Here is a 16,106-nt window from a genome sequence, read left to right as displayed (position 1 = left end):
TTTGATCTCCCGGTATACAGACTTTACAGTCCGTAGGCCAAATTAGTAAATATAAACAGTTTTGTCTTGTATTTTATACTGAAAAGGTTCAATAAGTTGCAGTGCTTTCAAGGCCTGAGAGATATTTTCTTTTTCGAAAAATCCGGTAAACCTGGTGTTCTTTAAACTTTCATTTTTAAAAACGAGCTTCAGTCCATACCATCTGGAAATGCTATTGGCCAGTGTTTCAAAAGTTTCGTTTTTGAAAGCCAGTTTGCGATTCATCCAGGCTGTTTCTGTATCATTGAATGGAAGCACGCTATACATCACTGAATCTTTGCCATTTGTGGCTTTGTTCTGAAGGCTGAACTTTTCCTGGGGTTTAATGGTGATTTGTGCTCTGGATTGATCTTTCAGATTGATTTGAATGGCACCGGTAATTAAAGTAGCCTCAGTATTCGGATCATTTTTATAGGCCTTCACATCGAAAGTAGTCCCCAGAACCTTGATGCTCATCTTTTCTGTATGGATGATAAAAGGGTGTTGTGCATCTTTTTTGACCTCAAAAAAGGCCTCTCCGGAAAGGTAAACTTCTCTGTTGTTCCCCTTAAATTCTGCAGGGTATTTTAGTTGGGTTTCCGCATTTAAGGTGACTACAGACCCGTCAGCAAGGGTTAGTTTTGAAGTCAGTCTGCTGGGTGTCTGTTGTTCTTTCCAGACCAGTTCAGGCTGGTTTGAAAGCTCAGGTTTTTGATAAAGAAACTGGTAAGCGGCCACACTGCAAATACATAACGCCAGAACTGCTGCAATACGGGACCAGGTGCCGAAACTGCTTTTTGAAACGGGACTTTCCAGAGGTTCATAACTTTCCAAAGGTTCAGAACGCTGCACAGATTCAGGACTTTCTATTCTTGCTTTGATGTGCTGAAAAAGTGGTGCTATATCTTCCTGATCGGTTTCCTGTTGCTGGAAATAATGGCTTAAAGATTTATACTCTTGCCTGTAGGCAGCATTTCCTTCCAGCAGCAACATAAATTCTTTATGCTCTTCCATGGAAATTTCATCAGCCAGTTTTCTGCCAAGCAATTCTGTAAATCTTTGATCAGTCATTTTTACCGTATTATCTGTTCTTTTTGTGTGTTAAATATAAGGTTCCCGTTTTTTTTAAAATTGCCTACAAAAGACTAAAAAATAATGTATTATCCCCAAAAACATCACCAGGTTAACCAGATCGTTGCTGCTGCTTTTCCGATGATCCAGTTCATGGTAGGAGCCCAGAACAATCCGGAGTTTGGTAATTGCCCGGAAAAGCTGCGTTTGTACCGTTCTTGGAGAGATCTTTAAAATTTCAGCCACCTCTTTATATTTCATCCCGTTCTCTTTGATCAGTTTGAAAACAATCCTTGCCTGAGGAGGAAGGGTATCTATCGCTGCATCAAGTTTCAGGTGGAGTTCTTTTCGCTCCAGTTCTTTTGAAGGATCAGTGCCATCCTGAAATTGAAACTCCTGCTGGTCTTCCAGTTCTACCAGATGAACATTGGTATATTTCCGGATGTGTTTTAAGGATTGGTTCTTTACGGCCACAAAAAGATAGGTTTCCGGGTTGAGCACATGGGTGCTTTCCTTCCTGTTGTGCCAGCATTTTACAAATACTTCAGAAACAATTTCCTCTGCCACTTCTTTCTGCGATACATAATACACCGAAAACTTTAGAAGCTTAGCCCCCAGGGCATGGTATAAAGCCTCGAAAGATTTCATATCATCTTCGACGCAAATCTTTGTCCACAGACCAGATAAGTCAGGCTTTACGAGTTTCAATTGTAATTGATTTGGAGGTAATTATCACCTGCAAGATAGGGGATTAAAAATAATCTTCAAAAAAAATGAATTGCTTGTAGGCAATTTGATCAGGAATAGGGTCTCTACCATTACACCGGCCTTTTATTATTAAGGTAAAACGGTATAGCTAACCAATTATAAAACCTAACCGTATCAATGGAGATGAGAAAACCATTACAACTGACGTGTTTATTGCTTTATGCTTCAGCAAATCTTTTTGCTGGTGTGAAGTCGGATAAATTAAAGAGCTTCCCTACGCTCAGAATTTCTTCCTATAGTGAAATGGGATTCAGATCCCCTTTTCAGGAAGTGATTAAGGGAACAGTGAAAGACGATGCCGGAGTGACCATTCCCGGCGTATCCATTAAGGTCAAAGGATCACAACTGGCCACTCAGACCAATACTTCCGGACAATATGCGATACAGGCCAAAGCAGGTGATGTATTGGTGTTTTCTTATGTGGGATATGCGGTAAAAGAGGTGACAGTAGGTGGACAGTCTACGATTGATGTGGTGCTGAACAGCAACTCACAAAATCTGGAAACAGTAGTCGTAACCGCCCTTGGTATCAAAAAATCCAGCCGTGCAACTACTTATGCTACTCAGCAGGTGGATGGGACTGAGCTGACGAAATCAAAAGAAACGAATTTAGTGAACTCGTTAAACGGTAAGGTTGCCGGTCTGACCATTTCCCGCAGTTCATCTGGTGTGGGTGGTTCTGCAAAGGTAATCCTGAGAGGAAGTAAATCAGCTGCGGGTAGTAACCAGGCGCTTTATGTGATTGACGGAGTTCCAATGAATAACAATACTTCAGGTGAGCCTATGTCGAATACCGGAGGTGCCTCAACAGGACAACCTAATTCTGCTTTTGGTGGAAGTAATTCATATGATGGAGGAGATCCGATTTCTAATCTAAATCCTGAAGATATTGCCAGCATATCCATTTTGAAAGGAGCTTCTGCAGCTGCATTGTATGGAAGCCAGGCTGCAAATGGAGTAATTATCGTTACTACAAAATCAGGCGAAGCAGGGAAAGCAAAGGTTAATTTCTCTTCGTCTTTCAGTTTGGATGAAGCGGCTTACACACCGGAATTCCAATCAAATTACGGTCAGAGTACCGCTGGTGCTGCACAAAGCTGGGGACCGGCTGTTTCAGGGCCTTCAAATAATAAGAAAGCTTATTTTCAAACAGGAAAAAACTGGACCAATTCGATCAGTTTATCCGCAGGTTCTGAAAAACTGCAGACTTATTTTTCTTATGCAAACACCAACGCAACAGGAATTCAGCCAAAGAATGAGCTGAGCCGTCATAATGTGAATTTAAAAGAAACAGGTAGTTTCTTTGATGATAAGTTAACGGTAACTGGTAATGTTAATTATGTAAAACAACAAATTAACAATACTCCGAATCCAGGTCTTTATTTTAACCCATTGACAGGATTATATCTTTTTCCCTCAGGACTGGATCTGAACTCTTATAAAACAGGTTTTGAGGTGTTTGACCCGGCCCGTAACCTAAATACTCAAAACTGGCCATTTAAAGATGACATTCAGCAAAACCCATGGTGGATAGCAAATAGAAATCAGAATGTGTTGAACAGGGATCGTCTGATGTTAAGCGTGAGTGCAAAGTACAAAGTAAATCCATGGTTAGATGTTCAGGCGCGTGGAAGCATGGATAATTATACGGATAAATATGAACACCGCCTTTATGCTGGTACTTCTACAGTCCTGACTGGTGCAAACGGAGGGTTGAACTTTAGAAATAATACTTCTAAGCAACAGTATGCGGATGTAATTGCCAATATTAATGTTCCTTTGGAGAGGTTTAAAATTTCTGGTACAATAGGTAGCAGTATTCAGGATTTTAACGATCAGGGGACGATCTTTAACTCAGGATCTACAGGCCTTAACATTCCAAATAAATTTTCAATCCAGAATTTTGCGGTGTTTGATCCGTTAAGTTCTGGAAATAGCGCCAAACATAAACAGTTACGCTCTGTATTTGCCAGTGCAAGTTTTGCTTTTGACAATTGGATCAATCTGGACCTGACGGCCCGTAATGACTGGTCTTCTGCTTTAGCATTTACAAATAACATGTCTTTCTTTTATCCATCTGCAGGGATTAACTTCATTATCAATGAGAAGTTAAAATTACCGGAATGGGTGAGTTTTGCCAAGATCCGTGGTTCTTACGCGGAGGTGGGGAATGATGTACCTGAATATGTAACCAATATTATGAATTCTTACGGTGCAGGTGGTGCTGTCAATACACCAACCGCATCTTCATTTAATACTTTAAAACCAGAAAATACCAAATCAATTGAATTGGGTACGGAATGGAGATTTTTAAATAACCGGTTGAATTTTGATTTTACTTATTATAAAACAAATACTAAAAACCAGTTCCTGATTGCGAATGCATCTCAGGTGTCTTTGTTTGATAAATACTATTTTAATGCAGGAGATATCCAAAACCAAGGGGTAGAAGTGATTTTAGGTTACGATGTATTGGGTGAATCAGAATTGAAATGGAAAACGGGAATCAACTATTCGATGAACAAAAATAAAGTGCTGAAGCTTGCGACGAACATTACTGAATTTACTTTAAGTGGTTCTTCAGGAGCAAGTTTTGTGTCCAAATTTAAAGAAGGAGGATCTTATGGAGATATCTACGGTTCTTCGTTGCAATATGATGGACAGGGAAGAGTAATGATTGATGCGGGAGGAAACCCTATTGTTAAAGAGGGTGGAAATGCTACTTTTCTTGGAAATGCCAATCCTAAATGGCAGTTAGGATGGAACAACAGTTTCAATTACAAAGATTTCTCTTTGAGCTTCCTGTTTGATGGTAAATTCGGAGGTAAAGTGATGTCGGTAACGGAATCTACTATGGAAGGTTACGGTGTAGCCAAAGTTACCGGAACAGCACGCGATCAGGGTGGTGTTAGTGTCAACGGTGTAGATCCTTCAGGAAATCCGGTTTCAAAAGTAGATGCTGCAAAATGGTATAATAAAGTAGGCGGAAGAGATGGTGTTTCAAGCGAACACATGTACAATGCGACGGTGGTTCGTCTCAGAGAATTGTCTTTTGGCTATACGGTACCAATGAAACAAGGCTTTATTAAAAGTTTAAAGTTATCTCTTACAGGTAGAAATCTCTTTTATGTGTATAAGAAAGCCCCATTCGATCCGGAGCTGAGCATGTCCACTTCAAATGGACTATCCGGTGTAGATGTTTTCATGCCACCAGCGACCAGAAACTACGGTTTCTCTCTAAATGCTAACTTTTAATCACATTCTAAGATCAAGAAAATGAAAACGAAATTCAATAGATCAATTCATACAAATAAAATGCGTTTGCTGGGAGCGGTATGTCTGGCGGTTTTGACAACCAGTTCCTGCAAAAAGAATTTTGAAGACATCAATACCAATCCAATTGGTGTTTCCGATAAAGACCTGATTTCTGATTATAATGACCTTAAGTTCTTCTTTCAACAGGAACAACGTGCCATTATAAATTTCTCTGGTGGTGGTGATCCAAACTCTTATCAACTTCAGCAAAACCTGAATGCTGATGTTTTTTCCGGCTATTTTATGGCTCCTAATGCATTTGGCGGAGGTGGAAATAATACAAATTATTTCATGAAAACAGGCTGGAACGGAGAAGCTTTTAAAGTGGCTTATCTGAATGTAATGGCCAATGTGGTTAAATTGAAAAACAATGGGATCGACCAAACTTATCCTTCGGTATGGGCAGTGTCTCAATTGATAAAAGTAACTGCAATGAGCAGGTTAACTGATATTTATGGCCCTATTCCTTACAGCACAGTAGGTTTAAAAACTGATAATCCTTACGATAACCAAAAGGATATTTACACTAAGTTTTTTGCTGAACTTGATGATGCTCAGGCTAAGATTAATACCTTCCTTAGCGCAGGTAAACCACTTCCTTTTAAATTCAATGAATTTGATCTGGTATATGGTGGTGATTTTAGTGCATGGATGAAATATTCAAATTCCCTGCGTCTTCGTCTGGCCTTACGTATTGTAAAAGTTGATGAGGCCAAAGCACGGTTAGAGGCAGAAAAAGCAATGAATCCTGCGAATGGTGGTTTATTGAGCACGGCAGCAGAGAACATGTCTGTTAAAGTGGTTGGAGCTGGTTTTACGAATCCATTGGTGTATATCGCTTCCAAGTGGAATGACATCAGGATGGGAGCTGCAATAGAATCTTACTTGTCGGGATATGCCGATCCGAGGTTACCTAAATACTTTGATAAGGCTACTGGTAAAGATGTGGCCGGTACTTATAAAGGCATTCGTATCGGATCTGATATGTCTGACAGAGAGACGTATCAAGGCTATTCCGTAATAAATGTTAGTAATGGTTCAAGTCCTTCTTTTTCATTAAACAGCCCGGTTCAGTTGATGACGGCTGCGGAGGTTCATTTTCTGCGTGCGGAGGCTGCATTAAGAGGATGGTCAGCGGGAGGTACTGCTCAGGGTTTTTATGAGTCAGGAATCAAAACTTCATTTGAGCAATGGAAGGCAGGTGATGCAAGCAGTTACATAGGAAATAGCACAAATAAGCCATCTGGATATGTGGATCCAAGAAACACTGCAAATAATGCTGCTGCAATGGCTACGGTTACCGTGAAATGGAATGAAGCAGCTTCGATGGAAGAAAAACTGGAAAAAATCATTACTCAGAAATGGCTGGCAATTTTTCCCGAAGGACTGGAAGCCTGGTCTGAATTCCGTCGCACTGGTTACCCGAAACTATTTCCTGTAGTTACAAATAGCAGCGGAGGAACTATCGATACAGATATCCAGATTCGCAGACTCCCATATCCTCAGAATGAGTATGATACGAATGCGGCTGAATTAAATAAAGGAATCCAGCTATTGGGAGGCCAGGACAACGGCGGTACCAGATTATGGTGGGATGTAAAAAAAGGTAATTTTTAATTAACAGATCAAAACATTTGTCATGCAGCTAAGTACACCTTTGTACCCTTCCTGCCCCCGCTGATTGGGCTGCATGACAATTTTTAAATTTTAGCCGTATCCGTACCTTAGGTGCCAATAATGAAACCCATATTTTAAAATCTGATGAAGCTTAAACACCTTTTATGCCTCGGCATACTGTTTTCTGTGGAGCAAGTCCTTGCTCAAAAACAACTTACCAAATATGTAGATCCATATATTGGTTCTGCTGCACATGGCCATGTGTTTGTAGGAGCCAATGTCCCGTTTGGAGCCGTGCAACTGGGGCCAACGAACGTTTTCGAAGGCTGGGACTGGTGCAGTGGTTACAATTACGCAAGCAATACCATTATTGGTTTTGCCCATACCCATTTGAGTGGAACCGGAATAGGCGACCTGAACGACATTCTGGTAATGCCAGCAACGGGCCCTTCACAACTGGATTACGTATCTACTTTTTCGCATGATAAAGAGGTGGTAAAAGCAGGATATTATAGTGTGATCCTGGATAAATATAAAATTAAAGCAGAGCTGACCACTTCAGAAAGAGTAGGTTTTCACCGTTACACTTTCGAAAAAGGAGCTAAGAACCCGCATGTCATGCTTGACCTTAATGCAGGAGTAGGATGGGACAGCCCGGTAGAAACTTATGTGAAACAGGTAGATGCAACGACTATAGTGGGCTATCGTCTTTCCAAAGGATGGGCTAACGATCAACGCCTTTATTTTGCAGTTAAGCTTTCTCAGCCATTAAACAGCCTTTCCCTTTCTGATAGCACCAGCTTCAGCAGCAATGGCAAAGAATTGAAAGGCAAACGTGTTAAAGCGGTTTTAAACTTCAAATCCATCAATCAGGACATTTTAAAGCTTAAAGTAGGTCTTTCTCCGGTAAGTTATGAAAATGCAATGACCAACCTCATCGCTGAAATTCCGGCATGGGATTTTGATAAAGTGGCCCGCCTTGCCGACCAGAAATGGGAAAAGGAGCTTTCGAAAGTGAAAATCGAAGCGGATGAAGAAACAAAGAAAACTTTTTATACCTCATTGTACCATACCATGATTGCTCCATCAGTGTTTGATGATGTGAATGGTGATTACAGAGGTACCGACAAAAAGGTGTATCACAAACCAGGATTCACCAATTATACGACTTTCTCCCTATGGGATACCTACCGCGCTTATCACCCCTTGTTTACCTTTTTACATCAGGACAAAGTATCAGACGTGGTGAATTCGTTTTTAGCGATTTACAAACAACAGGGAAAACTTCCGGTATGGCACCTGATGGGCAATGAAACCAATACCATGATCGGTTACCATGCGGTTCCGATTATTGTGGATGCCTACCTGAAAGGGTTCAAAGGCTTTGATGCCAACCTTGCTTATGAAGCCATGAAACATTCTGCCATGCAAAAAGTAGAAGGCATTGAATATGCACAGGAGATTAAATATATCCCTTCCGATAAAATAATCGAATCGGTAGCCAAAGGATTGGAATATGCCATCGATGACTGGTGTATCGCCCAGATGGCAAAAGCGATGAACAAAACTGAAGACTACAACTACTTTAGCAAAAGAGCAAAACTATATAGCGAATATTTTGACAAACAAAGTCAGTTTATGCGTGGCAAGCTGCAGGATGGAAACTGGCGTACGCCTTTCAATCCGATCGCTTCCAAACACCGTGAAGATGATTATACCGAAGGTAATGCCTGGCAGTATACCTGGTTGGTTCCTCAGGATCCTGAAGGACTGATCAGTCTGTTTGGTGGTGATGCTCCATTCACAAAAAAACTGGATACTTTATTTAGCATGAGCTCAGCAATGGATGCTGGCAGTTCTCCGGACATCAGTGGCCTGGTAGGTCAGTATGCACAAGGGAATGAGCCGAACCACCACATCCCTTATCTGTATGCTTATGCCGGACAACCCTGGAAAACCGCCGATCTGGTACGTCAGATTACGGATTCTTTGTATACCAATAAACCTGATGGTTTGTGTGGAAACGAAGATTTAGGACAGATGTCTTCCTGGTATGTGTTTTCTGCAATGGGTTTCTATCCGGTTAACCCGGCCAATGGCGCTTATGTGTTCGGTTCCCCGATCATCAATGATGCGGTCATCTCCCTTCCGGGAAACAAGAAGTTCCACATTAAAGTAAACGCAAACAGCAAAGAGAACAAATACATCCAGAAGATTCTGTTGAACGGGAAACCGTATACAAAATCTTACTTACGCCATAAAGACCTGGTAGCAGGAGGGGAGCTGACCCTGTTTATGGGAAATAAACCTTCAGCAACCTGGGGAGTAAACCCGGCAGACCGACCTCGTTCGGTAGCCATCGAATGATGAATTAATCCTTATTACATAACCCTATCTAACCAAAAACCTATGAAAATGAACACAAAAAACATGTTAAACGGCCTTGTAGGCTTAATGACAGCAGGTCTGCTTTTGTCGGCCTGTAAAAAAGACGGACCTGTGGATGGAACAGATGTAACTGCTCCATCCGCGGTTACGGCTAAAACCGGACCACTTAGCGTCTGTTACGTGGAAGTAAACAACAACAACATCCTCAATGTTGGGGCTTACACCCTGAAAAATGGTGGTCAGCAACTTTTCGACATTGCCATCATTTTTGCTGCCAACATCAATTACAACACGACCACCAAAAAAGCAGTTTTGTTTAACAACGACAAAGTGACGAAAGTGCTGAGCAACAAAGCAACCTATATCAAACCTTTACAGGATAAAGGGATTAAGGTGTTGTTGTCCATCCTTGGAAATCACCAGGGTGCAGGATTCACTAATTTTACCAGTCGTGCATCAGCAAAAGAATTTGCACAACAATTGAGTGATGCGGTAACCACTTATAACCTGGACGGAATTGACTTCGATGACGAATATGCAGGATATGGGACCAACGGAACTACTCAGCCTAACGACAGTTCTTTTGTGATGCTGGTACAGGAGTTAAGAAAACTAATGCCAACAAAACTGATCACTTTCTACTATTACGGACCAGCGGCTTCAAGAGTAGAGTGGAACGGACAAAGAGTAGGAGACAATGTGAACTATAGCTGGAATGCCAATTATGGTACCTTCTCTGCTCCTAATGTTCCGCCAATGGGCAAAACAGTGTTAGGTCCTGCAGCAGTATGGATCAATAACACCAGTGCAAGCACGGCTAAATCTTTGGCGCAATCAACCAAAAATCAAGGTTATGGGGTTTACCTGACCTACGACCTTCCGGGAACAAATATGGCCACTTATCTTTCTTCATTCTCTACGGTATTATATGGGGATAGTGTGAAATTAAGCTCGCCATTACAAAGCTGGCCTTAAGCGCATTTAATTAAATTTTATCCATATATCAATCCCTGAGAAATGAAAAATCTGAAAATTTGTTTAATCGGCCTTGCCTTACTGAGCTTTGCAACGGCCTGCAAGAAGAACCCACCTGTAACGGGTGAAGAAGTGGTAACCACCGGAAGTTTAATTGACTACAAAAACAGCAAACATCAGCTGAGTGTTGGTTATTACCGCACCTGGCGTGATAGTGTAACCGAAAGTGGAAATAAGACGAGCATGCGCCGTTTACCAGACAGTCTGGACATGGTGATGGTATTCCCTGATTATACCCCGCCGGAAAATGCATATTGGAATGTATTGAAAACCAATTATGTCCCTTATTTACATACCAAAGGAACAAAGGTGATCATCACCATCGGAGACCTGAACAGCGCCACCACTACCGGCGGACAGGATTCTACAGGTTATGCAGCATGGGCGAAAACGATCAATGATAAATGGGTAACGGAATATAACCTGGACGGAATTGATATCGATGTGGAGAGCAATCCAACCGGAACCACCTTAACGAAAAAGGTAGCCGCGGTAAAAGCCTTGTCTAAGTATTTTGGTCCAAGATCAGGAACAGGTAAAAAGTTCATCTACGATACGAACCAGAACCCGACAACCTTCTTTACCTCCATCTATAAACTCATCGATTATACCTTCTTACAGGCTTATGGAAGAAGCACCAGTAACTTAACGAGCACGTTCAATTTATATGCTCCTTACATTACACCTGATAAGTTCTTGCCTGGATTCTCTTTCTACGAAGAGAATGGTGCAAACTGGGGAGATGTGTTGTATCCGGATCCAAACCTGCAAAGCAGGTGCTATAATTATGCACGTTGGCAACCTGCACAGGGAACCAAAGGCGGTGTGTTCTCTTATGCAATAGATCGCGATATTCCATCTAAAACAGATCAGATCATTGCTGCCGATTATGCCGTAACAAAACGCCTGATTAAGATCATGAATCCTTAATTATTTATATTCACAGCAGGCCATTAATTTAATAATGGCCTGCTTTTTGTTTAATTAAATTGGAGAAGGGTTTTTCTTTTCTCTGGTTTATCCTACTTTTGCATAAAATAAATCGAATGAGATTCGCAAATTGGTTTTTAAGTCTGGTCATCCTCGCATTGTGTATCACACCTTGTGCTGATGTTTTGGGCAATAATTTACAGGCCAATACAACAAGTATCTCTAATATCTCCAGCAATAAAGACAATACAGAACATCAGGGTTTAGATACCTGTTCTCCTTTCTGTGTTTGTGCCTGCTGTAGTACACCTACCTTTACCAAGGTTCAGGTGACCTTTTTATACCTTCCTTTACCCGCACAAAGAACGTATGCTGAATTTGTAGACGGGAACATCAAAACAGCTTCAATATCGATCTGGCAGCCGCCACAATTAGGTTAATAGAAATCTTCAAAATTATGCACTAACGGTTATTCTTTCAGAATAGCCTGCATCTGCAATTTTCATTTTTATTCATAACCTAATTTTATATTCGATGCTGAAAAAAATCATTCAGTTTTCTATAAATAACAAGTTGGTTATCGGACTATTTACCCTGGCATTGATTGCCTGGGGTGTATATTCCCTTAAACAGTTACCTATAGATGCCGTTCCTGATATTACCAATAATCAGGTTCAAGTAATTACCCTAAGCCCATCCCTGGCTACACAGGAGGTGGAGCGTTTAATCTCTTATCCTGTAGAACAAACCATGGCCACCATTCCGGAAATTGAACAGGTACGTTCGATCTCCAGGTTCGGTCTTTCTGTGGTTACCATTGTGTTTCATGACGATGTCGATATTTACTGGGCGCGTCAGCAGGTAAACGAGAAACTGGCGGAAGCCAAAAATAACATTCCCGGAGAGTTGGGGAATCCGGAAATATCACCAATATCCACTGGTTTAGGGGAGATCTATCAATATGTTATCCATGCAAAACCTGGCTTTGAAAGTAAATACGATGCTCGGGAACTGAGAAGTATTCAGGACTGGATTGTACGGAAACAATTGCTGGGAACACCCGGAATTGCAGAGGTGAACAGCTTTGGCGGTTTGCTGAAACAATATGAAATCGCCCTTAATCCGGACAAGCTGAGAAGTTTTGGATTGAGCATCAGCGAGGTCTTCAATGCGCTCGAAAAGAACAACAAAAACACAGGGGGTGCCTATATTGATAAAAAACCAAATGCCTATTTTATCAGGAGTGAAGGTTTAGTGGGAAGTCTGGACGACATCAGAAAGATTGTCGTAAAAAATAACAGCAATGGGATTCCGGTCTTAATCCGCGATATCGCAGAGGTCAATATTGGCAACGCAATCCGGTATGGCGCTTTAACAAGGGCCTCAAAAGACAGTCAGAGGGAAGCCGTTGGGGGAATTGTGATGATGTTGAAAGGCGCAAATGCCAATAATGTGGTGCAGCAGGTAAAGGCAAAAATCGACAGGATCAATAAAACCCTTCCTGAAGGAGTGGTTATCGAACCTTTCCTTGACCGGAGTTCCCTGGTAGATCGTGCCATTGGTACGGTAGCTAAAAATCTGATCGAGGGGGCCTTGATTGTCATCTTTGTGCTCGTGCTGTTCCTTGGGAATTTCAGGGCTGGCTTGGTGGTTGCTTCAGTGATCCCTTTGGCAATGTTGTTTGCAATTTCCCTGATGAATGTATTTGGGGTTTCAGGAAACCTGATGAGCCTTGGGGCAATCGACTTCGGCTTAATTGTAGATGGTGCCGTAATTATTGTGGAAGCCACGATGCACATGCTGGGGGGCTCTAAGCTGGGCAGACCTTATACGCAGGCAGAGATGGACCAGCAAGTGGAAAAATCAGCTGTACGTATGATGAGTGCTGCGGCATTCGGACAGATCATTATCCTGATTGTATACCTGCCGATACTGGCCCTGGTTGGAATTGAAGGAAAGATGTTCGGACCAATGGCACAAACCGTTTCATTTGCCATTATCGGTGCATTTATCCTGTCATTAACCTATGTGCCGATGGTTTCTTCACTGATACTCAGTAAAAAAGTATCTGAAAAAAAGAACTTCTCGGATAAGATGATGGATTTCTTCCTTCGTTATTATACCCCGGTTATCCGTGGTGCATTGAAAAAGAGGATGCTCGTGATTGTGAGTTCCGTGGTATTGCTGGTGATCAGTATCGGATTGTTTATGAGAATGGGAGGAGAGTTTATTCCAACCCTGGAAGAAGGTGATTTTGCAGTAGAAACAAGATTGCTTACCGGAAGTTCATTAAATCAAAGTATTGAAAAGATTAATCAGGCTTCCGGCATTCTGGTAAATAAATTTCCTGAAGTAAAAGAGGTAATTGGAAAGATTGGATCAGCAGAGATCCCTACCGACCCGATGCCTATGGAAGCCACCGATTTAACGGTGATCCTGAAAGATAAAAAGGAATGGACCAGCGCCACAACCAGAGAAGAACTGGCAGAAAAAATGGGAGCAGCGCTGGAACAGATTCCAGGGGTTAGTTTTGGTTTTTCCCAACCCATTCAATTGAGGTCAAATGAGTTGATCTCTGGAGTAAGACAGGATATCGGCATCAAGATTTTTGGTGATGACCTGGATGAGTTAACGACTTTATCTCAAAAGGTAGGTAAAATAGTATCTTCTGTGAGTGGTGCAAAAGATTTGTACCTGGAGCAGGCGACAGGCTTACCTCAGATTGTGGTAAAGATCAACAGAGACCGCATTGCACAATATGGCATTAGCATTGAAACCGTAAACCAGGCCCTGAATGCGGCATTTGCCGGGCAGTCTGCCGGTCTGGTGTATGAAGGAGAGCAAAGGTATGACCTGGTGGTGCGCCTGGCTCAGGCCAACAGACAGGACATCAATGATGTCAAAAATGTATATGTAACTGCCCCTAATGGAAATCAGGTGACCCTGGATCAATTGGCGGATGTTGAATTTAAGATCGGGCCTAATCAGATCCAAAGGGAAGATACGAAACGCAGGATTATTGTTGGTCTGAATGTAAGAGGTAGGGATATTGCCAGTGTAGTGACGGAGATTGAGCAAAAAATCAATCAGCAGATCAAACTTCCGGCAGGGTATTACATTACTTATGGAGGTCAGTTTGAGAACCTGAAAGAAGCACAGCAAAGGCTGTCTATCGCAGTTCCGGTAGCTTTACTGCTGATCTTGCTATTACTTTATTTCTCTTTCGGATCTGTCAAACAATCGGTGCTCATTTTCTCTGCTATTCCTATGGCTGCCATAGGCGGTATTTTTGCTCTTTTATTGCGTGGAATGCCTTTCAGCATCTCTGCAGGGGTAGGCTTTATCGCTTTATTTGGGGTAGCCGTTCTGAATGGAATTGTATTGATCACGGAGTTTAACCGCTTGAAGAAAAACGGGCTGGAAGACCTGAACGAAATCGTGTTGCAAGGAACCGCCATCAGGTTAAGACCAGTACTCATGACAGCCGCTGTGGCCTCTTTAGGGTTCTTACCTATGGCCATTTCTGCTGCTGCGGGTGCAGAGGTCCAAAAGCCATTGGCAACTGTTGTCATCGGGGGATTGATCACTTCCACAATCCTCACGTTGATTGTACTTCCAGTACTGTACACTTATTTTGAACGCTTTAAACCGAAAGGAAAAAGCAATGTTCCGGTAACTGTGATTGCCTTAATTGCGGCATTGTTGTTCTTCGCTCCCGGAGTAAAAGCACAATCTAAAGGAGATCCGGTAACGATGGATCAGGCAATTGCAACTGCCATAAGGAACAACCAGTCGGTGAGGGCTTCTGCTTTGGAAATTGATCAGCAAAAAGCCTTAAAAGGAAGTTCCTTTGATCCCGGAAAAACAAATGTGACGCTCCAGTATGGGCAGTACAACTCCATCAAAAGAGATAACGGCATTAATATCCAGCAGGGAATTCCTTATCCTGGCCTCGCGAAGAACCAGAAAAGAGTATATGATGCCCAGATTAAAGGGGCAGAGATTAACCTTTCTGTAACGCAGAATGAGTTGAAGTATCAGGTGAAAACAGCTTATACCCAACTGGCATATTTGCTGGCACTGAGAAAGCTGTATCAAAGCCAGGATTCTGTATACAGCAATTTTAAAAAAGCATCAACTTTCCGTTATCAGGCAGGGGAAACAAATCTGCTGGAGAAAACGACTGCTGAAACGCAATATTTTGAGATGCAAAACCAGATGACCAGGAATGAATCCAGTATTGAAGTTTATACTGCTGAATTGCAGAAACTCATGAATACTACTGAGCCGGTTGTTCTTCCGGTACAGCCCTTCCGTAAAGACGATTGGAAGGAAGTGCTGAACGACAGTACGATGCTGAAAAACCCATTGCTGGCCTTTCAGCTGCAAAGGGTACATATTGCAGACAGATCCATCGGATTGGAAAAAGCAAAAGCAGGCCCTGATTTTACGCTGGGTTATCTTAACCAGTCGATCATCGGAACGCAGAATGTAAATGGACAGGACCGGCTTTATGATGCCGGAAAGCGTTTTCAGGGTGTCCAGGTAGGGATTTCTTTACCACTGTTTTTTAAACCTTTTTCTGCAAGGATTAAAGCCGCGAAAATAGAAAAAGAAGTGGCACAAAGTCAGTTTGATGGTTTTAAAACCGGACTTCAGGCACAGTACAAACAAGCCGATCAGGATTTGCTGAAAAATGCAAAAAGCATTACTTACTATGAGAAGAATGCCTTGCCAAATGTGAACCTGATCCTGAAACAAAGTCAGATTGCCTTTAAAAACGGAGAGATTGGTTATGTAGAGCATTTACAGGCTTTGCGTACCTATTCTGACATTCAGTTCAGCTATCTCCAGGCCATCAATCAATACAATCAATCCGTTTACACCTTACAATACCTTATCGGTTTATAATCTCAATGGTTTATGAAACCTGTTTTAAAGATTTCATAAGCCTATAAAATGAC

9 protein-coding genes are annotated in these 16,106 nt (G+C 41.9%); 7 read left to right on the top strand and 2 right to left on the bottom strand.

The features are described 5' to 3' along the window. Positions 1–42: 42 nt before the first annotated feature. Both BUC20_RS28390 and BUC20_RS28385 read right to left on the bottom strand, forming a co-directional pair. The gene (locus BUC20_RS28390) at positions 43–1,089 is read right to left on the bottom strand and encodes a FecR family protein (protein ID WP_073236408.1); all 1,047 of its coding nucleotides are present in this window, start codon (positions 1,087–1,089) and stop codon (positions 43–45) included. 54 nt (positions 1,090–1,143) lie between these two features. Continuing rightward, on the bottom strand, positions 1,144–1,797 hold the full coding sequence (locus BUC20_RS28385) for an RNA polymerase sigma-70 factor (protein WP_143166952.1): 654 nt from the start codon (positions 1,795–1,797) through the stop codon (positions 1,144–1,146). Positions 1,798–1,974: 177 nt separating this feature from the next. On the opposite strand from BUC20_RS28385, the gene BUC20_RS28380 reads away from it, so the two are divergent. The 7 genes from BUC20_RS28380 to BUC20_RS28350 all read left to right on the top strand — a co-directional run bounded on the left by BUC20_RS28380 (position 1,975) and on the right by BUC20_RS28350 (position 16,053). Continuing rightward, positions 1,975–5,112: a SusC/RagA family TonB-linked outer membrane protein gene (locus BUC20_RS28380; protein ID WP_234994612.1), complete on the top strand. Its 3,138-nt coding sequence runs from the start codon at positions 1,975–1,977 to the stop codon at positions 5,110–5,112. Between the two features lie 21 nt (positions 5,113–5,133). Beyond that, positions 5,134–6,789: a RagB/SusD family nutrient uptake outer membrane protein gene (locus BUC20_RS28375; protein WP_073236402.1), complete on the top strand. Its 1,656-nt coding sequence runs from the start codon at positions 5,134–5,136 to the stop codon at positions 6,787–6,789. Positions 6,790–6,933: 144 nt separating this feature from the next. Further along, complete coding sequence (locus tag BUC20_RS28370) at positions 6,934–9,156, top strand: GH92 family glycosyl hydrolase (protein WP_073236400.1); 2,223 nt, start codon at positions 6,934–6,936, stop codon at positions 9,154–9,156. Between the two features lie 42 nt (positions 9,157–9,198). After that, positions 9,199–10,152 carry an endo-beta-N-acetylglucosaminidase H gene (locus tag BUC20_RS28365; RefSeq protein ID WP_200801073.1) on the top strand — a complete coding sequence of 318 codons (954 nt, stop codon included), beginning with the start codon at positions 9,199–9,201 and terminating at the stop codon, positions 10,150–10,152. Between the two features lie 42 nt (positions 10,153–10,194). Continuing rightward, positions 10,195–11,142, top strand: coding sequence for an endo-beta-N-acetylglucosaminidase family protein (locus tag BUC20_RS28360; protein WP_084529372.1), 948 nt, complete (start codon positions 10,195–10,197; stop codon positions 11,140–11,142). A gap of 116 nt (positions 11,143–11,258) precedes the next feature. Beyond that, the gene (locus tag BUC20_RS28355) at positions 11,259–11,582 is read left to right on the top strand and encodes a DUF6660 family protein (protein WP_073236397.1); all 324 of its coding nucleotides are present in this window, start codon (positions 11,259–11,261) and stop codon (positions 11,580–11,582) included. A gap of 94 nt (positions 11,583–11,676) precedes the next feature. Beyond that, positions 11,677–16,053, top strand: coding sequence for a CusA/CzcA family heavy metal efflux RND transporter (locus BUC20_RS28350; protein ID WP_073236394.1), 4,377 nt, complete (start codon positions 11,677–11,679; stop codon positions 16,051–16,053). Positions 16,054–16,106: the final 53 nt, after the last annotated feature.

Source organism: Pedobacter caeni (assembly GCF_900129215.1).
In the GTDB taxonomy this organism is placed as follows: Bacteria; Bacteroidota; Bacteroidia; order Sphingobacteriales; family Sphingobacteriaceae; genus Pedobacter; species Pedobacter caeni.
The sequence above is the reverse complement of the archived record's forward strand: the minus strand, read 5'-3'. Positions and strand labels throughout refer to the sequence as shown.